Here is a 22,070-nt window from a genome sequence, read left to right as displayed (position 1 = left end):
GGCTCTCCTTGATCGGGGTCGGACCGGCCACCGCTCTGTGCGGTCGGCGTGTACGGCCCTCTCCGTCGGGCGAGTCCCAAATTAGGGTCGTCTTTCCCCAGCCGCTAGCGGCTTTCCTGTTCCCGCAAGAACTCGTCTCGCACACCTTCGACCATGCGCCGCATCTCGTCACCCGCCAAAGCCGCAGCCGCAAATCGATCGAACTTGTGAACGTAAATCTCAACGTCTCGCGGGTCAGTGACCATCACCTCGGCATGGACGGTTTCGACCGTGACCATGCGATCGTCCCGGATGGCGAAGGAGTGGGCCGGCACGTCGACCTGCGGTGCAGCCAGCGGAACGATCCGAATATCCACGTGAGGCAGGCGAGAGACAGAGGTGATGCGGTCCAGTTGTCCGGCCATCATTGCGGGCGGCACGAGGCGCCATCGGAGTACGGGCTCGGTGATGACGAATTGCAACGTCTTGGTGGCGTCATAGAGAGATTGCTGCCTTGCGAGGCGTGCGGCGACCGCCCGCGACAGCTGCTCCTCCGTGAGGTCTCTTCTCCCGAACACGGCCCGCACGTATTCCGGGGTCTGCAACAACCCGGGGACGAGGGAAGGCTGGAACAGGCGAAGCAGTCGGGTGGAGTCGTCCAGCGCTTTGATCTGCTGCTGCTTGCGGTGGTAGCCCAGGCGCCGGATCAAGCGCCACGCCGTCGTCTCCGTGGCCTCTGCCCGCGCGGTGGCCATGTACGCGGCCTTGACCTCCTCGGAGACGCCCATTGCCGCGAGGATGCGCTCCACGTCCACAACCGTTGGTGGCACCTTGCCGGTCTCGATCTTGCTCAACTTGCTCGGGGACATGACAGCGCCGCGGGCCACGACCTTGGCCTCCTTTCCGGAGGTCTGTCGCAGTTCCCGCAGCGCCGTCCCGAGCCGACTTCTGTTCACTTGCCGTACTCTGCCCACCACTCCGTGAACGGCACGGAATGCGCCATCACGGTGTCACGACACGCTCTGAATTCGTCGACCCTGCTGCCGCCGAGGAAGTCTGCCCCAAGATACTTGCCGTTGCCCTCGTAGCTCATCGCGGCCACGGTCTCGTCGTCGAAGAGCCAGAAGTCCGTCGCCTCCGGAGTTGGATTCTCCCGGCTGGTGGTGTCGAGGATGAAGAACTCTTCTCCGGCCGCCATGTTCCGGTGATATCCCCATGCAAGTTCGAACCGCAGATAGTCGGTGAGCGGGCGCGAAAGGATGTGAACGCGGTACATGCGCTTCCCGGCTCGCGTGGCGTCCGCCACCGTCTTGACCCAGCCGGCGGTCCTGTAGTCCTCCGGCTGCTCCTCACCCGCAAGGAATGCGCGGTAAGCGTCCACTCCGCCGGACTGGCTGTAGTCGTCCAACGTTTCCAGCCGGAACGCCTCTCGGCTGAACTGCGAGAGCCATTCTCCGAGGGTCCTAGATGAGGTTGTCACGGACGGCCTTTCGGATGAGCTCGACGGGAATCTCCACCAGCGTCTCGTGAGCCGGAATCCGGAGATCGTGCTCTGTCACCCGCTCGCCTTGGACGGCGAGCGTGCCCCGGTCCGTCAGGTAGAGGGTCGGGCACTCACCCTCATCACAGGACCCTACGAGCCGTGTCAGCTCCACTGTTGCCTCCTCGCTCGGTCTCCTGTCGATGCTCCCGAAGCGACCGGGGCGCGGGCAAGGGGTTCAGGTTTCCGATTCTGGAAACCGGCCCAACTTCGAACGGGTACTCGGAAGTTCATGAACCGCCACGCCGCTCACTCGGCGAGGGCCGCAGGAACGATTCGGCGCGCGGGTTCGCAGCGTGGTGGTCGATGAGGCCACCGTCGTCGGCCTCGCGGAGAGCGACCAGGCCACCACCAGTGCGGCCCCTCCGCGGTCCTTGCCCGAACCGCCGGCGATGACTGCGGCCGGAGGGAAAGCGGTGGCCGAGAAGGTGCGTCGGGTTGGCAGTTGTGACGCCCGCTCCGGTTGGATGCAGGTGGACGTCCACCCGATCCCTGGCCGGTCGCGGACGAGTTCCCCGGCCAGGACAACGCAGGAGGAACGACGTGGCTCAGCTCCTGAGAGTTCAGAACTTCAACGTCTCCAGTGACGGAATCGGTGCCGGCGAGGACCAGAGCCTGGAGAATCCTTTCGGCCACATCCGGCCCGAGAGGCTGTTCGCCTGGGCGGGCGCCACGGCGAGCTGGCCCATGCGCACCGACCCCGGGGGAAGCCGGGGCCTCGACGACCACTTCACGCGGGACTACGCACGCAACATCGGCGCCGAGATCATGGGTCGCAACAAGTTCGGTCCCCAGCGCGGGCCGTGGCAGGACCACGAGTGGCGCGGCTGGTGGGGGGACGAGCCGCCGTTCCGCACCCCGGTGTTCGTCATGACCCACCACGAGCGTCCTTCGTTCACGCTCTCCGACACCACCTTCCACTTCGTCGACGGCGACCCGGCCGCGGTCCTCGAACAGGCGCGGGAGGCGGCGCAGGGCAAGGACGTCCGGCTCGGCGGCGGGGTCAGCACCATCCGGCAGTTCCTCGACGCCGACCTCGTCGACACCATGCACGTGGCGGTCTCGCCGGTGAAGCTCGGGACCGGACTGCGGCTATGGGAGTCACCCGACGAGCTGCTCGACCGGTTCCAGCTGGAGGTCGTGCCCAGCCCGAGCGGCGTGACGCACCACCTGTTCTGGCGAAAGTGACACAAGGCCCAGGCAAGGGCTGGCAAGGCGACTGATCAGGGTGCACTGCGGCCCCCTCACGCGGTAAGCGTGAGGGGGCCGCAACCGGGTTCAGGAGGCGCGATCGCCGTGGTGGTCGAACTCGCCGGCCTTGATGCCCTGGAGGAACGTGGCGAACCTGCCGGGGGCGGTGCGGAGGATGAGGTCGCCGTCGTCGGACTCGCGGAGTTCGACCAGGCCGTTGGCAGTACGCACCTCGACGCAGTCACCACCAGAGCTACTGAAGCTCGACTTCTGCCAGGTGTGCTGAGACATGAGCGCCTTCCTTGGAGCTGTAGCGGATGGCCGAGACCTGGAAGCCTTACGAGACATGGTCTCCCCGGTGAGTCCGACGTCCAACCGAACCTTGCCGGCTGCACTGCACCGGGGCAGAGGGTTGCCGCTCTCGGCTCGTTAGGGGCGTGCAAGGAGCGAGTCACTGCGAACGCAACTGATCATGGTGTGCTGCGGCCCCTCGCGCGAACCGCGCGAGGGGCCGCAGCGGGGTTCAGGAGGCGAGATCGCCGTGGTGGTCGAACTCGCCGGCCTTGATGCCCTGGAGGAACGTGGCGAACCTGCCGGGGGCGGTGCGGAGGATGAGGTCGCCGTCGTCGGACTCGCGGAGTTCGACCAGGCCGTGCAGTGTGCGGACCTCGACGCATGCATTGCTTGAGCCGGAGTAGCTGGACTTCTGCCATACGGGGCTACCCATGTTTGTTCTCTATCTCTTTCATGACAGATCGGATGAAGTCTCGGGAGTCTTCTTCCGAGAGGGCTACGGACTCCATACGAGCCAGGATCTCGCGATAACTTGCCAGTTGGGCTGGCGCGTCGAAGAGCGGACAGCCGAAGCTGAAGTCGATTTGCACGGTGTCCAGTTCAGGCACCGGGCCGTTGATGTAGGTGAAGTTCTCGCTGGGTCCGGGCAGCGACTCGATGTCGAACGGCACAACTCGAACTGAGATTCCGGGGCTCTCGGAGTCGTGGATGAGGGTTCCGAGCTGCTTGGCAAGGACTGTCGGCCCGCTGAACTGCATCCGAAGTGCAGCTTCATGGACGAACGCGGTGTAGGGCGTGGAGCCCGATCGGACGATGTGCTGCCTCTGGAGGCGGAAGGCCATCCTGAGGTCGATCTCGGATTGCGGAAGCGGCGGGATCGCACGAGCGAACACCGAAGCTGCATAGGCAGGCGTTTGGAGCAGTCCGGGAATGAAGGTGATCGTGTAGGTGGAGATCCTCTCGGCGTGACCCTCGATCTCGGCCACGTCAAGCAGGTCAGTGGTCAAGCTCGGGCGGTACTCATCCCACCAACCCTTCCCTCGTTCCCCGATCATGTCGGCGATTGCGTCGATCAGGGGCTGATTGGCACACATGCAGGCTGCCGCAATCGCACGAAGGCGCTCCACACTGACGCCAGTTTTCCCGTTCTCCATCTGGGTCACCTGGGCAGGGGTCACCCCGAGCGTGCGGGCGAGGTGGCTGCCTCCGAAACCGGCCTGCTCTCGCATCCTTCGCAGTTCGGCACCGATCCGGCGTTGACGAAGGGTTGGGTTGGGGCGAAGGGCCATGGCGTCCTCTCTACTGCGCTCAGGCCAGTGTGCCGCGCTTGTTGTAAGGGGGTCCATTTGGGGGCGGGCTGCCTCGCGAGGGGCGGCATCCCACCAGAGAGGGATCCTTGCCGCATCGGGCTTAAATTTCTGGCGGAGTGCGCTATCGTCATCCTCAGATCGATCCGATGGATCGTCAGTAACGCCTGTTTCCAGGGCAGTAGGCGCCTGCTGCCCGCGCACCGCAGAGCAGCCACGCGTGGCATCCACCAGCCCCGTCCTGGCCTGGCTCACGGCGACGATTCCGCCGGTGAACGCCTCACTCCACTCCACCCAGCCTCGTCCGGAGGTTCCTCATGTGTGCCTTCAACCCGCCCGACTGGTCCGCCGCCCGCGCCGAGCTGCGGGACGCGCTCGCCGCCGCGTCCTGGCCGCCGGACCTCATCCACGACGCCGAACTCGCCCTGTGCGAGCTGTACGTCAACGCCTGGCGCCACGGCGGCAGCCCCGCGCCCCTGGTCGTCGTCCTGCTGCTGAACCGCACCCTGCGGGTCTCCGTCGCCGACGACAGCCCCGACCTCCCCGAACCCCGCACGCCCGCCGACCCCTACGAGCTGTCCGGCCGCGGCCTGCACCTCGTCCGCTCGCTCACCCACCGCTTCGGCGCCCAGGCGCGCAAGCACGGCGGCAAGGTGGTCTGGTTCGAGCTGGAGGTGGCCGCGTGACCGGCCCCCGCATCCCGCTCTCGCCCGACGACCCGCGCATGCACGACTACACCGACGCCCACGTCACCGCCCTGCTGCGCGAACTCCACGAACGCGGCGCCGGGTTCGGCATCCAGTGGGGCTCCGCCACCACCCACCACAGCACCGTCGACGGCCGCATCCTCGTCAACTTCGGCCACGCCCCCGTCGCCACCCTCCTCAACCTCCTCCACCTGCTGTCCGACACCGGGAGGGAGCAGCCGTGGGAGTCCTGACCCCAAGCGCCGGCCAGGCCGTCCACACCGAGCGCACCACCGTCCACTACCTCGCCATCGAACGCGTCCCCGACGCGGCCCTGCAGCTGCGCGCCGCCGTCGACCTCGACGTCCACGCCGCCCCCGGCGAGCAACTCGCCCTGCCGCTCACCCGCGAGCAGGCCGAGGAACTCCTCCACACCCTCGCCGCCCACCTCGGCCACCGCGTCATCGGCATCCGCCGATGAGAACCGGCACCGCGAGCTTCCTCGTCGGTGCGGCGTTCGCCGCCCTCCTCGCCCTCGCGATCGCCACCGTCGCCCTCGGCGTCGTCACCGCACTCAAGGTCAACGACCAGACCCACACCGCCGGGCCCCCGGCCCCGATCACCCGCCACGGCCGCTGGGACCTGCGCAGACTCCCCGACGGCACCCACGAATACGCCTGGATCGCCCGCCAGGCCGGCCACTACGGCCCCGAACTCCCCCCACCACCCACCACCCCCGGCCCCACCCCCGGCCGGCACCGCACCACCCCCGGCCGCGGCCGGCACCGCATACCCGGCTGAGCAGCCCACGCGAAGGCCCCCGCCCACCCGGCGGGGGCCTCGCCGGTCCCCAGGCCCGGCCGCAACCCGCCGGACGACCGGCCTCCCCACCCCGCCGCCGGGCCCCTCGGGAAGGTTCCGAAAAAAGTTTTGAAACCACCTGCAACCCCCGGCGGGGATGCACGTCTATACGGATGAAGGCACGGAGAGCGAGACCGGCAAACGCAAGGCCGGGGGGAGCTACCGCTGGACGACAGCGGGCAGCCGGCCGTCTTCACCACACCATCCGCACCATGACCCTGGGGATTCACGTCATGCGCAAGTCCGTTATGCCCTCGATCGCGAAGAACGTCCGCTCGACCTCCGGCCGCCGCCGCCTCGCCACCCTCGCCGCCACCGTCGTCCTCGCCGGCTCCGTCCAGCTGATCACCGCCGAGTCCTCCTGGGCCTGCGGCGACACCCGCCTCGGCGGCCCGCAGGCCGCCGCCAGCGGCCCCGGCGTCACCGAGATCAACCCCGACGCCGCCTTCGTCTCCGGCAAGTCCAGCGTCGCCGCGGACGGCAAGTGGAACGAGGTCGCCGTCAAGGTCACCAACAAGACCGGCATCGACGCCCACGGCGTGCAGCCCACCTTCGGCATCCACACCCCGGGCAGCGGCGCGGCCCTGCGCACCTCGGACGTCCACATCCAGTGGCTCGACTACACCAACACCTGGAAGGACCTGGCCTCGGCCCCCGGCTGCTCCAACACCGTCGACGCCGACTTCACCCAGCGCCAGCGCCTGGACAACGGCTCCTCCATCACCTTCAAGTTCCGCTACTCCCTCGCCCCCAGCACCCCCAAGGGCGTCACCAAGATCCAGCTCGTCACCGACGCCTTCCGCCCCGGCGGCGAGGCCAACGGCGCCACCGACATGAAGACCGTCAACGTCACCCGCGCCCAGACCACCCCGGACACCAAGCCCACCACCACCGCGAAGCCGACCGCCAAGCCCACCACCAAGCCCGCCCCGGCCAAGCCCGTCGAGGACAAGACCCCCGCCCCGACCACGCCCGCCCCGACCGCCACCGCCACCAAGGCCCCGGCCGCCACGCCGACCACCACGCCGACCGCCACCCCCTCGGCCCCGGCCACCACCGCGCCGGTCGGCACCCCCGAGCTCGCCCACACCGGCTCCAGCTCCTCCAACGGTTTCCTCGCCGCCACCGCCGCCGCCCTCGTGGCCCTCGGCGCCGGCGCCCTGATCGCCGTGCGCCGGATGCGTCCCCAGCGCTAACGGAACGCACGGAACCCGAAGGGGCCCAACTTCGCACGGCGGTGCGAAGAAGGGCCCCTTCACCGTTCCCGGACCGACCCGGATCAGTCACCCACCGGACTCCCCGCGGGCTCCCAGCCGTCCACGGCCATCCGGGAGGCCGCCATCGCACCGGCCGCCAGCAGTCGCAGGCCCGCCTCGGACGCCGTGCCGGGGGCGGCGCTGAAGAGCAGCATCCGGTGTCCGGACGCCTCCGGCAGCGGCAGCGCCTCGAAGTCCAGCGCCAGCTCCCCCACCACCGGGTGCCGGAACTCCTTGCGGCCGAACAGGCAGTCGTGCACCGGGTGGCGGGACCACAGCTCCGCGAACTCCGCACTCTTCATCGACAACTCGCCGATGAGCTCCGCCAGCTGCCGGTCCTCCTGGTGGCGCCCGGCGGCCAGCCGCAGGAACGCCACCTGCGCCCGGGTCTCGGTCTCCCACCGGGGGTACAGCGCCCGGGTGCGCGGGTCGAGGAAGAGCAGCCGGGAGAGGTTCGGCCGGTCCGCCGCCCGCTCGGGCGCGGCCGCGTCGAGGTGCCCGGCCAGCAGGGCGTGGCCGAGCGGGTTCCAGGCCAGCACCTCGTTGCGCCGCCCGACCGCCACCGCCGGGACGTCGGTCATCGCCGCGATCAGCTGCCGCACCGCCGGCCGGGCCCGTTCGAAGCGCTCGGCGGCGCCCCGGCCCTTCGCCGGACGGCCCGGGCGGGCCAGGTTCCGCAGGTGGGCGTGCTCGTCGGCGTCGAGGCGCAGCGCCCGGGCGACGGCGTCCAGCACCTCGTCGGAGACGTTGCGGCCCTGTCCCTGCTCCAGCCGCGTGTAGTAGGTGATGCTGACGCCCGCCAGCTGGGCCAGCTCCTCGCGTCGCAGGCCGGGCACCCGCCGCCTCGTCCCGTACGCGGTCAGGCCGACGTCCTCGGGTTGCAGCCGGGCGCGGCGGGTGCGCAGGAACTCGCTCAGCTCTGCCGGATTGTCCATGCGTCCAGTGAACACGGCCGGGCCCCGCCGAGCCTGTCCCTGTCAGTGCCACCCTTCGCGGGGGTCTGGGTAGGCCCCGCGAAGCCGCGCAGGCTGCTGCCGTACCCGGAGGAACCCCCACCGTCGAAAGGCAGCGGAGCCATGACCGCCACCCTGTCCGAAGCACCACCCGCCGTGAGGGCGGCCGGCATGACCAGCCGGCAGCGCCTCGTCCTGGTCGTCCTGCTGGCCGCCCAGTTCATGCTGGCCGTGGACTTCTCGATCCTGAACGTCGCCCTGCCGGTGATCGGCCAGGGCCTCGGCTTCACGCTCGGCGGCCTGCAGTGGATCGCCACGTCCTTTGCTCTCTTCGCCGCCGGCTTCACCCTGCTGTTCGGACGGGTGGCCGACCTGGTCGGGCGGCGCAGGGTCTTCCTGCTCGGCCTGGCCGTGCTCGCCGTCGCCTCGCTGGCGGGCGGCCTGGCCACCAGCCCGGAACTGCTGCTGGCCGCGCGGGTCGCCCAGGGGCTGGCCACCGCCGCCGTCACCCCGGCCGGGCTGGCGCTGCTCACCACGGCCTTCCCCGAGGGTCCGCTGCGCGAGCGGGCGCTGGGCCTGAACGGCGCGCTGATGTCGGCCGGCTTCACCTCGGGGGCCGTCCTCGGCGGGCTGCTCACCGACCTGCTCAGCTGGCGCTGGGCGTTCCTCTTCAACGTGCCCGTCGCGCTGACCGTGCTGCTGGTCGCGCCCCGGCTGATCGCCGAGAGCCGGCCTGAGGTGCGGACCCGGATGGACGTGCCGGGCGCGGTCACCGTCACGGGCGGCCTGCTCGCCCTGGTCTACGGCCTGACGACGGCCGGCGAGCACGGCTGGGGCGACCCTCTGGCGCTCGGGGCGCTCGCCCTGGCGACGCTGCTGCTGACGGCGTTCTGGTTCGTCGAGCGGTCCGCCGCCGCCCCGCTGGTGCCGGTCCGGGTGCTGCGGCGGCGCACGGTGGTCTGGGGCAACGCGGCCGGGCTGCTGGCCTTCGCCACCGAGACCTCGCTGGTCTTCCTGCTGACCCTCTACCTCCAGCGGGTGCTCGGCTTCTCCGCGCTGGCCACCGGTCTGGCCTTCGGCGTGCTGGGCGCGGGCACGGTGCTGGGCGGCGTCCTCGCACCCCGGGTGATCGGCGGGCTCGGCAGCCGGGGCGCGCTGCTGGCCGGCTTCCTCGTCCAGGCGGCCGCGACGGCGGCGCTCGTCCTGCTCGGGGCCGACCGGGCCTGGCTCGGCCTGCTGCTGGCGGCGACCTTCGTCGGCGGGGTGGGCAACATGCTGGCGATCGTCGGCTTCATGGTGACCGCCACCTCGGGCCTGCCGGACGAGGAGCAGGGCCTGGCCACCGGCGTCGCCACGATGACCCAGCAGGTCGGCATCACCCTGGGCACCCCGGTGATGAGCGCGGTCGCCACCACGGCGGCCGCGGGGGGCACCGTGCTCACCGGCGTCACCTGGGCCGTCGCCGTCAACGCCGCCCTGGTGGTGCTGGCCGCGCTCGCCTCGGCGCTCTTCCTGCGGCGCGGGTGAGGCGTCCGCAGGGCGACGGATGGGAAGTCGACGGAGTGGGAAGTCGGACCGGCCGACCTCCCACTCCGTCTGCCGTGACCCGCGCTACGGCGTGACCCCGTGCTACGGCGTGACGACCTGCTTCACGAGACCCACCTCGACGATGTTGGTGATCCTGCCGGAGCCGTCCAGCACGATCTCGTGGGTGCCGCGGTCGTAGCAGGGCTCGGTGTCGGGGGCCGACGTGTGGTTGAGGCAGAAGTCGGTGTGCGCCGCGAACTGTGCGAGCGGGACGGCGTGCAGCATGTTGTTGAGGTCGCTCAGCTTGGCGGTGGCGCCGGGCGCGAAGGTGTAGGTCTTCTCCTCGCCCGCGTCGATCCAGCCGCCCGTCGGCTTGCCGCAGAGGTAGGTGGTGTCCTTGGCGTGGACGGTGGTGGCGGTGGCCGCCTTGGACAGGTTCACCATGCGGTGGTTGGACGGGATGCCGGGCGGCAGGCAGCCGCCGGTCGCGCCGTCGGTGGGCTTGCCGGCCGAACTCGCGGCGGGCGAGGTGGGCGCGGCACCGGTGGGCTTGCCGGTCGCGGTGGCGCCGCCGGTCGGCGCGGGCGCGGCGGTGTTGGCCGGGGTGGGCCCGGCGGCGGTGGTGGCCGGCTCCGGGTCGCCCGGGCCGCAGGCGGTCAGGGTGACGGCGGCGGCAGCGGCGGCGACGGCCAGGAGGGCTCTGCGAGAGGACACGGTCGATCCTTGGGGCGAGTGGTCGGGGAGCGGGGACGGGGCGGACCGGACGGTCACCCGGTGTGGACCTCGGTGATCGCGGTGATCTTGCCGGAGGCGTCCAGGGCCAGGTCGTAGTCGGTCCCCGGGTCGCACGGGGAGGCCGCATCGTTGACGTGGTTCACGCAGTGCGTGGTGTGGTCGGCCAGCTGGGCCAGCGAGACCGGCTTCTGGCCGTCCAGCGTGGTCAGCGCCGCCTTGGCGCCGGGCGCGAAGGTGTAGGTCTTGTCGTCGCCCTTCGGCCACCAGCCGCGGTCGGGCATCTGACAGGTGAACTCGCCGTCCTTGGCGACCACCGCCGTGGCCGTGGTGGCCTTGGTGAGGACGACCACCTTGTGTCCGGCCGGGACCGGCTTCATCTCACCGGGCTTGCAGTCGGCGCCGGCCTGGCCGGGCCCCGCCGTCGCCCCGCCGGAGGGCTTGCCGGTCGCGGCGGCACTCGTGGCGGGCGCGGCACCGGTGGGCTTGCCGGTCGCGGTGGCGCCGCCGGTCGGCGCGGGCGCGGCGGTGTTGGCCGGGGTGGGCCCGGCGGCGGTGGTGGCCGGCTCCGGGTTGTCCGGGCCGCAGGCGGTCAGGGTGACGGCGGCGGCAGCGGCGACGACGGCCAGAAGAACATGACGAGAAGACATGATGATGGTTCCCCCGTTTGGCGGGCGGCCGGACGGCCACCCGGGCTGACGGTCGCACACATTAGCGACTCAACAGCCCCCACCGCCCCTGGAGCATCACCTGATACCGGATCAGGACAGCATCCGGACACGACGGCGCCGGACCGGCACCGGACGGCGCCCTGCCGCCACAGGCCGGAACGGGGGCGGGACGGGAGCGGCACGGCACGACGGCGCGGGAGCGGCACGGCACGACCGAACCGGGACGGCAGGGACGGCCCGACCGCGGACGACACAGGGGGCGCCACGGGACGACGAAGGGGCGCACCGTCGAACGGTGCGCCCCTTCGTGAAACCGTCCGGGCCGGGTCAGCCCTCGATCGTCTTGCGGAAGGCCTCGGCCACCGCGAGGAAGATCGAGTTGCCCTCGGCCTCGCCGATCGAGATCCGGACGCCCTCGGGGAACGGGCGGACGATCACGCCGGCCTCGGCGCACGCGGCGGCGAACTCCTGGGAGCGCTCGCCGAGCGCCAGCCAGACGAAGTTGGCCTGCGAGTCCGGGATCTCCCAGCCCTGGGCGCGCAGCCCGGCGACCACCCGGGTCCGCTCCTCGACCAGCGCCTCGACCCTGACCATCAGGGCCTCCTCGGCCCGCAGCGAGGCGACGGCGGCGTCCTGGGCGAGCTGGGTGACGCCGAACGGCACCGCGGTCTTGCGCAGCGCGGTGGCCACCGGCTCGTGCGCGATCGCGAAGCCGACCCGCAGGCCCGCCAGGCCGTACGCCTTGGAGAAGGTGCGCAGCACGCACACGTTCGGGCGGTCGCGGTAGAGCTCGATGCCGTTGGGGACCTCGGGGTCGCGGATGAACTCGATGTACGCCTCGTCGACGACCACCAGGACGTCGGCGGGGACGGCGTCGATGAAGCGCTCCAGCTCGGCGCGGTGGATCACGTTGCCGGTGGGGTTGTTGGGGTTGCAGACGAAGATCAGCCGGGTCCGGTCGGTGACGGCCGCCAGCATCGCGTCCAGGTCGTGGTCACCGCCCGCGGTGAGCGGCACCGGGACCGGGGTCGCGCCGGCGACCTGGGTGATGATCGGGTAGGCCTCGAAGGAGCGCCAGGCAAAGATCACCTCGTCGCCCGGGCCGGCGGTGGCGAGGATCAGCGACTGGGCGACGCCGACCGAGCCGGTGCCGGTGGCGATGTGCTCGGCCGGGACGCCGAAGCGCTGCGCCAGCTCGGCGGTCAGCCCGGTGACCGCCATGTCCGGGTACCGGTTGAACGAGCCGGCCGCCTTCACCGCCGCGTCGAGCACGCCGGGCAGCGGCTCGTACGGGTTCTCGTTGGAGGACAGCTTGTAGGCGTCGGCGCCGGCCGGCTTGCCGGGCTTGTAGGTGGGGATGCCATCCAGGGTCGGCCTCAGCCGGGGCCCCTGCGGTGCCGTTCCACTCACGGTCCTGCTCCTTCTCTTCCACTCGGTCGAGCTCGCGGCCCTCTCGCCGCTTCGAGCTGCCTCCGGTGCGTCCGCGCCCGGCTCGGACGGGATCGCCGTCGTACCCGGGAACTCGCGACGCACCCGGACCACCCCGGTCGGGTGCCCTGAACGATACCGACCGCCGCTCACCCGTAGGAGTGAGATGCCCGGTCGGGTGACGGGCGCAGATCAGCCATTCTGCCGGGTTCCTTTGGCACATGTCAGAGGTAAGACGGCTGGTTTCGTGCGGGTATCGAAGGGGCGCACACGGGCTCACTCATGGAGAAACGTATCTCCAAGGCCCCCCGATGCGCCGGTCACAGACACTTGTCAGGAGCCATACGATCGGTCCGCCATGACAGCAGCAGCCAACCAGAGCGGTCGGCGACCCACCACCTCACGGCGTCTGGAGCGGGCCGGCATCCGGGATGTGGCAGCAGCCGCAGGAGTGTCGATCACCACCGTCTCCGACGCGCTGAACGGTAAGGGCCGCCTGCCCGACGAGACCAGAAGCCGCGTGCGCGAGGTCGCCGAGCGCCTCGGCTACCGCCCCTCGGCCGCCGCCCGCACCCTGCGCACCGGGCGCTCGGGCCTGATCGGACTGACCGTCACCACCTACGGCGAGGAGCCGTTCACCTTCACCGAGTTCGCGTACTTCGCCGAGATGGCCCGCGCCGCCACCAGTGCCGCCCTCGGCCGCGGCTACGCGCTGGTGGTGCTGCCCGCCTCCTCCCGGCACGACGTCTGGGGCAACATCGCCCTCGACGGCACCGTGGTGATCGACCCGCCCGACCAGGACCCGCTGGTCAGCGAGCTGTACCGGTCCGGCGTCCCGGTGGTCAGCGACGGCAAGCCCGGGAACTGCCCGGTCACCGCCTGGGTCGACAACGACCACGAGGCCGCCGTACTCGGCATCCTCGACCACCTCTCCGAGGCCGGTGCCCGCCGGATCGGCCTGCTCACCGGCACCAGCACCGACACCTACACCCGGCTCTCCACCGAGGCCTACCTCGGCTGGTGCGCCAAGGTCGGCCAGGAGCCGGTCTACGAGGCCTACCCCGCGCACGACCCGGCCGCCGGCGCCGTCGCCGCCGACCGGCTGCTGGCCCGGCCCGACCGGCCCGACGCCGTCTACGGGCTCTTCGACCCCAACGGCACCGACCTGCTCGCCGCCGCCCGCCGGTACGGCCTGCGGGTACCGGACGACCTGCTGCTGGTCTGCTGCAGCGAGAGCGACGTGTACGCGGCCACCGAGCCGCCGATCACCACGCTCTCGCTCAAGCCCCGGCGGATCGGCACCACCGTCGTCAACCTGCTCATCGACGCCATCGAGGGGGTGGACTCCGGGACGGGCGTCGACATCGCCCGGCTCTTCCCGCCGCGGTTCCGCACCGCCGGCAACGGCCCGCCGCCCGGCACCCTGATGCCCACCGAGCTGATCGTCCGCGCCTCCTCCCAGCGCCGGAGCCCGCGCACCACGGTCAGCCCGCCGCGCCCGCCGGGCGAGGTGTAGGTGCGCCGCGGGCCCTGGTGGGCGTGCCCCGGGCCCGCGTACGGGTGCCCAGGGCCCTCGTGGGCGTGCCCCGAGCCCGCGTGGGCGTGCGCCGGACCCGCGTGCGGGTGTCCCGGGCCCGCCCGGGGTGCACGCCGGGGCGGGCCGCCCGTACCCCGCGCCGCGACGGGCCCAACGGGGGTCTAGACCATACCCAGCCGGGACAAATCGGACCTGACGGACCACCTGGCTGACGCTCCGGAGGATTGGATACCCACCAGGTGACGACGCCGGGAGAGTGGTCTTCCTATGATGGGCGAATGACACCCGAGGACCGCTTCCCCGGGCCTGAACACCCGGACTCAGGCCCCCGCCACCAGCCGGACCTCGACGTGCTGCCCTACGGCACCTACTACGAACCGGAGCCGGCCGGGTACGCCGAGGCGGCGTACGAGTCCGAGACGTACAGCGGCTACGGCGGCGCCCGGTACCTCGAACAGCATTGGCCGGCCACCGGACACCCGCACGACGGCCACACCCAGCAGGGCGCCCACGCGCAGCAGGACCACCACGTCCAGCACGACCACCACGACCCGCAGGGCGCCCACGGCCCGCAGGCCGCACACCCCGGGTACGAGCCGACGCTCCCCGACATGCCCTCGCCCGCGCACCAGGTCGACGACCCGCCGACCATCGAGCTCGGCCCCCCGCTCCCCGAGCCCGGCCTGCCGTACCACCCGTACCCCGCGCCCGCCCCGAACGAGCCGCCCGGCCCGCTCTACGTCGTCGGCGACGTGCACGGCTACCTCGACGAGCTGCTCGCCGAGCTGCGCCACCAGGGCCTGATCGACGCCGACGGCCACTGGTCCGCCGGCCGCTCCCGGATCTGGTTCCTCGGCGACTTCACCGACCGCGGCCCCGACGGCATCGGCGTCATCGACCTGGTCATGCAGCTCGCCGCCGAGGCCGCCGCCGCCGGCGGCTACTGCCGGGCCCTGATGGGCAATCACGAACTGCTCTTCCTCGGCGCCGCCCGGTACGGCGACGAGCCCGTCCAGTCCACCGCCGGCACCGCCTCCTTCCTCGCCGCCTGGCGGCTCAACGGCGGACAGCAGCACGACCTGGACCGGCTGGAGGCGCACCACGTCAGCTGGCTCTCCCGGCTCCCCGCCATCGCGCTGGAGGACGGCCACCTGCTGCTGCACTCCGACACCACCGCGTACCTGGAGTACGGCGAGTCCATCGCCGAGGTCAACGACGCCGTCCACGACCTGCTCGCCGACGAGGGCGTGGACGAGTGGTGGGACTGCTTCCGCCGGTTCACCAAGCGCTTCGCCTTCCGCGGCGACGCCGGACCGACCGCCGTCCACGAGCTGCTCGACACCTACGGCGGCTCGCGCGTCGTGCACGGTCACAGCCCCATCCCGTACCTCACCGGCGCGGTGCACGCGGACGACGGCGCGCCGCCGCACATCCCCGGCCCGTACATCTACGCGGACGACCTCGCGGTGGCGATGGACGGCGGCGTCACCATGGAGGGACGCCTGCTCGTGGCCCGACTGCCCGTCAACTGAACACCCGTTCCCGGCGCTCGCCCCGGACCGCACGCGCGGCCCGGGGCGCGAAATTCCGGAAAGTTACTGTCAGCGCGACCGCACCCGCCCCTACCATCGAGGCACACCACACCCGGCCGCCCGTGTGGCGGACCGTCTCAGGTGCCCGCAACAGCGCACCCCGCGGGCCCGAGCGAACCGGGTTCCGCATGAACGGGGTCCCCATGAACAACGCCCCGCACCTGCTCGCCGAGGACCGCCCGGACTTCGAGCGCATCCTCGACGACGCACTGCGTGACGGCACCATCCTGACCGCCCTGCGCACGCCCGGCGCCCTCACCGGCGACCAGCTGCGCATCCAGGCCCTGCGCGCCGCCGACGGCGTCGCGGCCGCGGCCGCCACCGAGTACGAGCACTACCTCCGGCTGCGCGAGAGCCTGCGCAGCACACCCCCGGCCGCCCACGACGGCGAACCCGGCGCACCCGGGCTGCTGGCCCAGCTGCGCTCCGGGAGCGGCGGCGCCGGGCTCTTCCCGGTCCTCACCGTCCTCACCCCGATCCTCGCCTGGGCCGCCGCACTCGTCCTGCTGCTCCTCGGGTACGTCCTGCGCGCCGCCGACCCCGAGCCGGCCCTGGCCCGCTCGCTGCTGACGGCCGGCTGGGTCGCCCTGGCCGCCGGAGTGGTCGCGATGGTGGTGGGCATCGTCGGGCTGATCCTCACCGCCCTGCGCGACGGGTCCACCGTGCCGGCCCCGGCCGGGGCCGATCCGGACCTCGCGGCCGAGCTGGCCGACGCCCGCCGCGAGTGGCAGCGCGCGCTGCGCGACCGGGCGCTGCTGCCGTACCTGCACGCCGCCCTGCGCGCCGAGCCGGCACCACCGCCGCCCGCCGCCGTCCCCGCACAGGCCGGGGATCCGGCCCGGCCCGACGCACGCCGGCCCGACACACCCGGGCCCGACGCGCCCCGGCCCGAGTACAGCAGCCCGGACTTCAGCAGCCCCGGGTACACCGGGCCGGGCTTCAGCAGCCCCGGTGCCGAGGGCCTCACCGACCCCGAGGGCCGGGAGCCGCGCACCGCCACCTTCACGACCCCGGACTTCACCGGCCCCGGCTACACCGGCCCGGCCTTCACCAGCCCGGACGACGTCTGACCCCGGCTCGGCCCGGCACCGCCGCGGAGGGCCCGCGCCCTCCGCGGCCGGGTCGCGGCGCAGCTCACCCCGGCACAGCTCGCCCCGGCGCAGCCCACCCCGGCGCGGCTCGCCCCGGCGCGGCTCACCCCGGCGCGGCTCGCCCCGGCACAGCTCGCCCCGGCGCGGCTCACCCCGGCGCGGCTCACTCCGCTGCGGTCAGCACCTTCACCTCGGGCGGGCCGTCGAGCAGTTCCGCCGTCCGCTCCAGGGAGCGGGCCAGGTGCGGGCTGGCCAGGTGCGCCTCGAAGGCCTCCCTCGACTCCCACTCCTCCAGCACCACCCAGGCCCGCGGGTCGTCCGGGTCCACGTAGTTGCGGTACGAGAGGCAGCCCGGCTCCGCCAGGCTGGGCTCGACCATGGACCGGGCCTGCGCCCGCATCTCCTCCTCGCGCCCCGCCCTGGCCCGCAGCACCGCGACGGCCGTGATCCGCTGAGACATCCCGTCCCCCTTCGTCCCCGTTGTCCCTCGTCGTCGACGCCCCTCGGCCCCGACGTCCCCCGTCCGAACGTGCCGGCCCACGAGGATCTTCCCCGGCCGGCTCCTCCCCGGCCCGCGCTAGCTGTACTCGGCCGTCGCGGCATCCTCCGTCGCGGCATCCTCCGTGGCCGCGGCCTCCGTCGCGGCGGCCTCCGTGGCCGCGCGGACGAACGCGCGGAGCCGCTCGGTGGTGTTGCTCTCCCGCCAGACCAGCCCCCGCACGATCGGCCGCGCGTCGTGGATCGGCACGTAGACGAGGTCGGGCCGGGGGTAGTAGCGCCGTGAGTGCTCGCCGACCGGCAGCACGCCCCGGCCCAGGGCGACGAGGGTGAGCATCTCCGAGAAGGTGTTGCCCACCGGCCCCTTCGGCACCGGCCGGCCGGACGGTGTGAGGTCGGGTGTCCGGTCCCGCTTGAACCCGGCCGAGGTCACCTCCGGGTACTGCACCACCGCGTGGTCGCCGAGGACCTCGGCCGAGACCTGTTCCTCCCGTGCCAGCGGGTGCCCGGCGGACACCGCCAGGACCCGCCGCTCCGAGAGCAGCACCGGCCCGCAGACCAGGCCGTCGCCCTCGAACGGGTAGGCGGCGATGAGCAGGTCGACCGAGCCGTCCAGCAGGCTCGGGCGGGAGTTGAAGAGCTGCACCTCGCGCACCTCGACCCGGCAGCCCGGGTGACGCTCCCCGAACAGCCGGACGGCCTTGAGCAGCAGCGGTGCGGTCCACTCGCCGAGGAAGGCGACCCGCAGCTCCCCGCTCACCCCGCGGCCCGCCTCCACCGCCCGCCGCACCGACTCCCCGATCCCGGCCACCAACGGCGCCAGGTCCTCCGCCAGCCGCCGCCCGATCGCGGTCGGCCGGACGGACCGGCTGGTACGTTCGAACAGCCGGGCGCCGACCCGGCGCTCCAGCTTTCCGATCACCTGGCTGATCCGCCCGGTGGTGACGCCCAGCCGCTCGGCGGTCCGGCCGAAGTGCAGTTCCTCGGCGAGCGTCAGGAAGGCCTCGATCTCGTGCCGCTCCCACATGCCCCGACATCCGATCGTTGAGTCCGACTCAACGATCTTATTGCAGAACGACGTTGATGACTCCCCCCGAACAGCGGATCGTGGAGGACGTCACCAGGAACCACCACTCCACCTCCCGGGAGCCCAGCATGGCCGCCGTCCGCATCAAGGCCTTCGACCACCTCGTCCTCAACGTCCAGGACGTCGAGCGCTCGCTGGAGTTCTACACCGGCCCGCTCGGCCTGGAGCCGGTCCGGGTCGACGAGTGGCGGGCCGGGAAGGTCTCCTTCCCCTCGGTCCGGGTCAACGCGGAGACCATCATCGACCTGTTCTCCCGCCCCCGCGGCGAGTCCAACGTCGACCACATCTGCCTCACCGTCGAGCCCCTGGACTGGCAGGAGGTCATCGACTCGGGCGTCTTCACCGTCCTCGACGGCCCCGGCCCCCGCTACGGCGCCCGCGGCACCGGCTCCTCGCTCTACGTCCAGGACCCGGACGGCAACACCGTCGAGCTCCGCTGGTACGCCGAGGACGCGGACGACCAGTAGGAAGGCTCAGTAGGGGAGCAGCACCGAGGTGTCGAGGACGAAGCCGAAGGGATGCGGGATGTGGACCGTCTCCCCGAAGTCGGCCTCCTCCCGCAGCCGGTACCGTCCGGCCTCGGGCTCGCCGAACAGCGTGACGCTCCTCCGGGTGGCATCCACCAGCAGGTAGAGGGGGATCCCCATCAACGGGTAGTCACGGAGCTTGCCCACCCAGTCGTTCTCGGGATTCGAGGGCGAGACGATCTCGACGGCGATGAGCGCGGGCTCGGCCGGGACGCTGTTCCCGTAGACGCGGGGTCCCAGGAGCGACTGACCTGGAACGCCGCGCACGCGAGGCACTGACCTAACAGCCGCACCGCCGGAAGGGACCGAAGTACGTGGCCCAGACAACCGCCGACCAGTCCACCGCGCTCAAGCCCGCCACGGAGTCGATGACACTGCTGGTTGCCGCCGTGATCGTCCATGACCGCGAGACGCAGCGGGTGGCCCTCTTGCGACGCGGCCCCAAGGCAAAGTTCGCGCAAGGCATGTGGGACCTGCCCGTCGGCAAGAGCGAGCCCGGCGAACCCATCACCCAGACCGCCGTGCGCGAGCTCAACGAGGAAACCGGTCTCGTAGTCGCACCCGATGACTTGCAGCTGGTGCACGTCATCCACGGCGCCCGAGGTGTCGAGGCTCCCAACGGCTTCCTGACCGTGGTGTTCGTCGCGCACGAGTGGTCGGGAAGCCTGAGCAATGGAGAGCCCGAGAAGCACTCGGAGGTCTCATGGGTCAGCACCGACGCCATTCCCCGGGAGTTCGTGTCAACCACGGGGGCAGCCCTTATCAGCTACCTCCATGACGGCCCTAGCGTCTCACTCGATTCTTGGCGAGAGTAGGCGGCCACCAGCCGACGGCATCAACCGGGGCGCCGCGCCGCGCCGGGAAGCCCCCTCCTGCCTCCCGGTGCGGCGCGGCGCGTGCGGTGCTCTCAGTCCGCCAGCGGCAGGTAGACCCGGTTGCCCTGGGCCGCGAACTCCTCCGACTTGGCCTGCATCCCGGCCAGCGCCTCGGCGTCGTAGCCGGCGGCGGCCGAGGTGACGGCCGTCGATCCGTCGCCGTGCTCGTCGCGGATCTGCTGGGAGATCTTCATCGAGCAGAACTTCGGACCGCACATGGAACAGAAGTGGGCGGTCTTGGCGGGTTCGGCGGGGAGGGTCTCGTCGTGGAAGGCGCGGGCCGTCTCCGGGTCGAGGGCCAGGTTGAACTGGTCCTCCCAGCGGAACTCGAAGCGGGCGTCGGAGAGGGCGTCGTCCCACTCGCTCGCGCCGGGGTGGCCCTTGGCGAGGTCGGCCGCGTGGGCGGCGATCTTGTAGGTGATGACGCCGGTCTTCACGTCGTCCCGGTTGGGCAGGCCCAGGTGCTCCTTGGGCGTGACGTAGCAGAGCATCGCGGTGCCCCACCAGGCGATCATCGCCGCGCCGATGCCGGAGGTGATGTGGTCGTACCCGGGCGCGACGTCGGTGGTGAGCGGGCCCAGGGTGTAGAAGGGGGCCTCGTCGCAGATCTCCTTCTGGAGATCCATGTTCTCCTTGATCTTGTTCATCGCGACGTGGCCGGGGCCCTCGATCATCACCTGGACGTCGCGGTCGCGGGCGATCCGGCCGAGCTCGCCCAGCGTCTGGAGCTCGGCGAACTGCGCCTCGTCGTTGGCGTCGGCGGTGGAGCCGGGGCGCAGGCCGTCGCCGAGCGAGAAGGTGACGTCGTAGCCCGCGAGGATGTCGCAGAGCTCCTCGAAGTTGGTGTAGAGGAAGTTCTCCTGGTGGTGCGCCAGGCACCAGGCGGCCATGATCGAGCCACCGCGGGAGACGATGCCGGTCTTGCGGCGGGCGGTGAGCGGCACGTAGCGCAGCAGCACGCCGGCGTGGACGGTCATGTAGTCGACGCCCTGCTCGCACTGCTCGATGACGGTGTCGCGGTAGACGTCCCAGCTGAGTTCCTCGGCCTTGCCGTCGACCTTCTCCAGCGCCTGGTAGAGCGGCACGGTGCCGATCGGCACGGGGGAGTTGCGCAGGATCCACTCGCGGGTGGTGTGGATGTTGCGGCCGGTGGAGAGGTCCATGACGGTGTCGGCGCCCCAGCGGGTGGCCCAGGTCATCTTCTCCACCTCCTCCTCGATCGAGGAGGTGACGGCGGAGTTGCCGATGTTGGCGTTGATCTTCACCAGGAAGTTGGTGCCGATGACGGCCGGCTCCACCTCGGGGTGGTTCACGTTGACCGGGATGACGGCGCGGCCGCGGGCCACCTCGGCGCGGACGAACTCCGGGGCGAGGCCCTCGCGCAGGGCCACGAACTCCATCTCCGGGGTCACGATGCCGCGCTTGGCGTAGGCGAGCTGGGTGACGGCGGCGCCGTCGCGGCCGCGCAGCGGGCGGCGGGGGCGGCCGGGGAAGACGGCGTCGAGGTTGCGCAGGTTCCCGCCGCGCGGCGAGGTGTGCTTGATCCCGTCGTCCTCGGGGCGGGCCTCGCGGCCGTCGTACTCCTCGACGTCGCCGCGCTGGCGGATCCAGGAGTCGCGCAGCGCGGGCAGCCCGCGCCGGACGTCGGGTTCGTACGACGGGTCGGTGTACGGGCCGGAGGTGTCGTACAGCGGGACGCTCTTGCCATTGGTGAGCACGACCTCGCGGTACGGCACGCGCAGGTCGGGGCGGGACCCGTCGCGGTACGCCTTGCGCCAGGCCGGGGTCGGGTAGCCGGTGCCCGCGCTGCTGACGGCGGGGTTCTGGGCAGACTGCGGCTGTGCGTCGAACGTGGTCATCAGACCTCTACTCCCTACGCCGGCATTACCCGGTCAGGTTCCTGCGGTCGACGCAGCGGTCGGCACGTCCAGCGACGTACCGGTCAGCGTCCTCTCAGCCCGGTGCTCCGAGCTCCCGTGTCCGCAGGCGGTGTTGCCTGCGCATGACGTCCAACACCGTAGCGAGCGGATCGCCGCTGGTCCAGAGGGGGTCCACGGCCGGGCGATTCCGGCCGCGGGGCCACCGCCGGGGCCCCGGCCGGGCAGACTGGCTGCACGCGGGGGGCGGGGCGACGAGGGAGGGCGTAGTGGTCGGGAGCACGGGCCGGGTGTCCGGGGCGGTCGGGGCGGGACTGGTCGGCGAGGTGATGGTGCACGTTCCGGAGCGCCAGGGGACGGAGGCGTTCCTCGCCTACCTGGCCGTGCCGGGCGACCGACTGCCGGTCGGGACGCCGGTGGTGGTGATCGAGTACCAGCCGCCCAGGACGGTCTACGTGGCCCCGGTGCTTCCCTGACGGGCCACGTCACCGCCGTGACGAGCTTGTGACAGTCCGTCATGTTCTCGCCCTTCTCTTCGGGTTGCACCAAGCGGACAATCCG

Annotated in this window: 27 protein-coding genes and 1 riboswitch; of the genes, 13 read left to right on the top strand and 14 right to left on the bottom strand. The window is 71.7% G+C overall.

The genetic code is table 11. The features are described from left to right. Positions 1-104: 104 nt before the first annotated feature. The 3 genes from ACFC1F_RS02815 to ACFC1F_RS02805 are packed head-to-tail and all read right to left on the bottom strand — an operon-like array spanning position 105 to position 1,634. On the bottom strand, positions 105-935 hold the full coding sequence (locus ACFC1F_RS02815; RefSeq protein WP_376155166.1) for a helix-turn-helix domain-containing protein: 831 nt from the start codon (positions 933-935) through the stop codon (positions 105-107). Next, positions 932-1,459 carry a DUF6879 family protein gene (locus ACFC1F_RS02810; protein ID WP_376155164.1) on the bottom strand — a complete coding sequence of 176 codons (528 nt, stop codon included), beginning with the start codon at positions 1,457-1,459 and terminating at the stop codon, positions 932-934. The genes ACFC1F_RS02815 and ACFC1F_RS02810 overlap by 4 nt, the downstream gene beginning before the upstream one ends. Then, positions 1,443-1,634, bottom strand: a complete 192-nt coding sequence (locus ACFC1F_RS02805; RefSeq protein ID WP_148644874.1) for a hypothetical protein — start codon at positions 1,632-1,634, stop codon at positions 1,443-1,445. The genes ACFC1F_RS02810 and ACFC1F_RS02805 overlap by 17 nt, the downstream gene beginning before the upstream one ends. Positions 1,635-2,062: 428 nt before the next feature. Here ACFC1F_RS02805 and ACFC1F_RS02800 point away from each other — a divergent pair, with 428 nt between their 5' ends. Continuing rightward, positions 2,063-2,707 (top strand): dihydrofolate reductase family protein, encoded by a 645-nt coding sequence (locus tag ACFC1F_RS02800; RefSeq protein WP_209415548.1) that lies wholly within the window; start codon positions 2,063-2,065, stop codon positions 2,705-2,707. Between the two features lie 90 nt (positions 2,708-2,797). Here ACFC1F_RS02800 and ACFC1F_RS02795 read toward each other — a convergent pair whose 3' ends face one another. The 3 genes from ACFC1F_RS02795 to ACFC1F_RS02785 all read right to left on the bottom strand — a co-directional run bounded on the left by ACFC1F_RS02795 (position 2,798) and on the right by ACFC1F_RS02785 (position 4,293). After that, complete coding sequence (locus ACFC1F_RS02795; protein ID WP_376155162.1) at positions 2,798-3,001, bottom strand: DUF397 domain-containing protein; 204 nt, start codon at positions 2,999-3,001, stop codon at positions 2,798-2,800. A 232-nt stretch (positions 3,002-3,233) separates the two neighbouring features. Next, the gene (locus ACFC1F_RS02790; RefSeq protein WP_376155160.1) at positions 3,234-3,437 is read right to left on the bottom strand and encodes a DUF397 domain-containing protein; all 204 of its coding nucleotides are present in this window, start codon (positions 3,435-3,437) and stop codon (positions 3,234-3,236) included. Further along, positions 3,430-4,293, bottom strand: a complete 864-nt coding sequence (locus tag ACFC1F_RS02785; protein ID WP_376155158.1) for a helix-turn-helix domain-containing protein — start codon at positions 4,291-4,293, stop codon at positions 3,430-3,432. The genes ACFC1F_RS02790 and ACFC1F_RS02785 overlap by 8 nt, the downstream gene beginning before the upstream one ends. Before the next feature lie 335 nt (positions 4,294-4,628). On the opposite strand from ACFC1F_RS02785, the gene ACFC1F_RS02780 reads away from it, so the two are divergent. The 5 genes from ACFC1F_RS02780 (at position 4,629) to ACFC1F_RS02760 (ending at position 7,054) form a co-directional block, all read left to right on the top strand. Continuing rightward, positions 4,629-4,997: an ATP-binding protein gene (locus tag ACFC1F_RS02780; protein ID WP_148643751.1), complete on the top strand. Its 369-nt coding sequence runs from the start codon at positions 4,629-4,631 to the stop codon at positions 4,995-4,997. Beyond that, entirely contained in the window at positions 4,994-5,251 is a 258-nt protein-coding gene (locus ACFC1F_RS02775; protein ID WP_376155156.1) for a hypothetical protein, read from the top strand. The genes ACFC1F_RS02780 and ACFC1F_RS02775 overlap by 4 nt, the downstream gene beginning before the upstream one ends. Further along, positions 5,239-5,478, top strand: coding sequence for a hypothetical protein (locus ACFC1F_RS02770; RefSeq protein WP_376155155.1), 240 nt, complete (start codon positions 5,239-5,241; stop codon positions 5,476-5,478). Before ACFC1F_RS02775 ends, ACFC1F_RS02770 begins: the two co-directional genes overlap by 13 nt. Further along, positions 5,475-5,798, top strand: coding sequence for a hypothetical protein (locus ACFC1F_RS02765; RefSeq protein WP_376155153.1), 324 nt, complete (start codon positions 5,475-5,477; stop codon positions 5,796-5,798). The genes ACFC1F_RS02770 and ACFC1F_RS02765 overlap by 4 nt, the downstream gene beginning before the upstream one ends. Before the next feature lie 272 nt (positions 5,799-6,070). Further along, on the top strand, positions 6,071-7,054 hold the full coding sequence (locus ACFC1F_RS02760) for an LAETG motif-containing sortase-dependent surface protein (protein WP_376155152.1): 984 nt from the start codon (positions 6,071-6,073) through the stop codon (positions 7,052-7,054). An 83-nt stretch (positions 7,055-7,137) separates the two neighbouring features. On the opposite strand, the gene ACFC1F_RS02755 is transcribed toward ACFC1F_RS02760, so the two are convergent. Beyond that, positions 7,138-8,049 carry a helix-turn-helix domain-containing protein gene (locus ACFC1F_RS02755; RefSeq protein WP_376155151.1) on the bottom strand — a complete coding sequence of 304 codons (912 nt, stop codon included), beginning with the start codon at positions 8,047-8,049 and terminating at the stop codon, positions 7,138-7,140. Between the two features lie 141 nt (positions 8,050-8,190). On the opposite strand from ACFC1F_RS02755, the gene ACFC1F_RS02750 reads away from it, so the two are divergent. Beyond that, positions 8,191-9,594: an MFS transporter gene (locus tag ACFC1F_RS02750; protein WP_376155149.1), complete on the top strand. Its 1,404-nt coding sequence runs from the start codon at positions 8,191-8,193 to the stop codon at positions 9,592-9,594. A 102-nt stretch (positions 9,595-9,696) separates the two neighbouring features. On the opposite strand, the gene ACFC1F_RS02745 is transcribed toward ACFC1F_RS02750, so the two are convergent. The 3 genes from ACFC1F_RS02745 to hisC all read right to left on the bottom strand — a co-directional run bounded on the left by ACFC1F_RS02745 (position 9,697) and on the right by hisC (position 12,407). Then, a complete protein-coding gene (locus ACFC1F_RS02745; protein WP_376155147.1) occupies positions 9,697-10,308 on the bottom strand; it encodes a hypothetical protein in 612 nt (203 codons plus the stop codon). A gap of 53 nt (positions 10,309-10,361) precedes the next feature. Further along, positions 10,362-10,976, bottom strand: a complete 615-nt coding sequence (locus tag ACFC1F_RS02740) for a hypothetical protein (protein ID WP_376155146.1) — start codon at positions 10,974-10,976, stop codon at positions 10,362-10,364. A 348-nt stretch (positions 10,977-11,324) separates the two neighbouring features. Next, a complete protein-coding gene (gene hisC / locus ACFC1F_RS02735; RefSeq protein WP_209415536.1) occupies positions 11,325-12,407 on the bottom strand; it encodes a histidinol-phosphate transaminase in 1,083 nt (360 codons plus the stop codon). A gap of 376 nt (positions 12,408-12,783) precedes the next feature. Here hisC and ACFC1F_RS02730 point away from each other — a divergent pair, with 376 nt between their 5' ends. The 3 genes from ACFC1F_RS02730 to ACFC1F_RS02720 all read left to right on the top strand — a co-directional run bounded on the left by ACFC1F_RS02730 (position 12,784) and on the right by ACFC1F_RS02720 (position 16,624). Further along, on the top strand, positions 12,784-13,941 hold the full coding sequence (locus ACFC1F_RS02730) for a LacI family DNA-binding transcriptional regulator (RefSeq protein ID WP_209415535.1): 1,158 nt from the start codon (positions 12,784-12,786) through the stop codon (positions 13,939-13,941). A 299-nt stretch (positions 13,942-14,240) separates the two neighbouring features. Beyond that, on the top strand, positions 14,241-15,494 hold the full coding sequence (locus tag ACFC1F_RS02725; protein ID WP_376155145.1) for a metallophosphoesterase: 1,254 nt from the start codon (positions 14,241-14,243) through the stop codon (positions 15,492-15,494). Between the two features lie 188 nt (positions 15,495-15,682). After that, positions 15,683-16,624, top strand: coding sequence for a hypothetical protein (locus ACFC1F_RS02720; RefSeq protein ID WP_376155143.1), 942 nt, complete (start codon positions 15,683-15,685; stop codon positions 16,622-16,624). Positions 16,625-16,808: 184 nt separating this feature from the next. Here ACFC1F_RS02720 and ACFC1F_RS02715 read toward each other — a convergent pair whose 3' ends face one another. After that, positions 16,809-17,105, bottom strand: coding sequence for a putative quinol monooxygenase (locus tag ACFC1F_RS02715; RefSeq protein ID WP_209415533.1), 297 nt, complete (start codon positions 17,103-17,105; stop codon positions 16,809-16,811). Positions 17,106-17,222: 117 nt separating this feature from the next. Further along, positions 17,223-18,170, bottom strand: a complete 948-nt coding sequence (locus tag ACFC1F_RS02710) for a LysR family transcriptional regulator (protein WP_376155141.1) — start codon at positions 18,168-18,170, stop codon at positions 17,223-17,225. A 128-nt stretch (positions 18,171-18,298) separates the two neighbouring features. On the opposite strand from ACFC1F_RS02710, the gene ACFC1F_RS02705 reads away from it, so the two are divergent. Next, on the top strand, positions 18,299-18,697 hold the full coding sequence (locus tag ACFC1F_RS02705; protein ID WP_209415586.1) for a VOC family protein: 399 nt from the start codon (positions 18,299-18,301) through the stop codon (positions 18,695-18,697). Between the two features lie 6 nt (positions 18,698-18,703). On the opposite strand, the gene ACFC1F_RS02700 is transcribed toward ACFC1F_RS02705, so the two are convergent. Next, positions 18,704-19,024: a Uma2 family endonuclease gene (locus ACFC1F_RS02700; protein ID WP_376155139.1), complete on the bottom strand. Its 321-nt coding sequence runs from the start codon at positions 19,022-19,024 to the stop codon at positions 18,704-18,706. Positions 19,025-19,071: 47 nt separating this feature from the next. Between ACFC1F_RS02700 and ACFC1F_RS02695 the strand changes: the two genes are divergently transcribed. Next, the gene (locus ACFC1F_RS02695; RefSeq protein ID WP_307853373.1) at positions 19,072-19,572 is read left to right on the top strand and encodes an NUDIX domain-containing protein; all 501 of its coding nucleotides are present in this window, start codon (positions 19,072-19,074) and stop codon (positions 19,570-19,572) included. A gap of 92 nt (positions 19,573-19,664) precedes the next feature. Here the strand turns inward: ACFC1F_RS02695 and thiC are convergent, their stop codons facing one another. Then, positions 19,665-21,491, bottom strand: coding sequence for a phosphomethylpyrimidine synthase ThiC (gene thiC, locus ACFC1F_RS02690; protein ID WP_209415526.1), 1,827 nt, complete (start codon positions 21,489-21,491; stop codon positions 19,665-19,667). Next, a riboswitch (TPP riboswitch) is annotated at positions 21,486-21,620 on the bottom strand. (Overlaps the previous gene by 6 nt.) 158 nt (positions 21,621-21,778) lie before the next feature. Here thiC and ACFC1F_RS02685 point away from each other — a divergent pair. Continuing rightward, positions 21,779-21,985 carry a hypothetical protein gene (locus ACFC1F_RS02685; RefSeq protein WP_209415525.1) on the top strand — a complete coding sequence of 69 codons (207 nt, stop codon included), beginning with the start codon at positions 21,779-21,781 and terminating at the stop codon, positions 21,983-21,985. Positions 21,986-22,070 lie beyond the last annotated feature (85 nt).

The sequence above is a fragment of the Kitasatospora sp. NPDC056181 genome (genome assembly GCF_042266225.1).
Classification (GTDB): Bacteria; Actinomycetota; Actinomycetes; order Streptomycetales; family Streptomycetaceae; genus Kitasatospora.
This window is presented reverse-complemented; position numbering and strand designations above follow the sequence as displayed.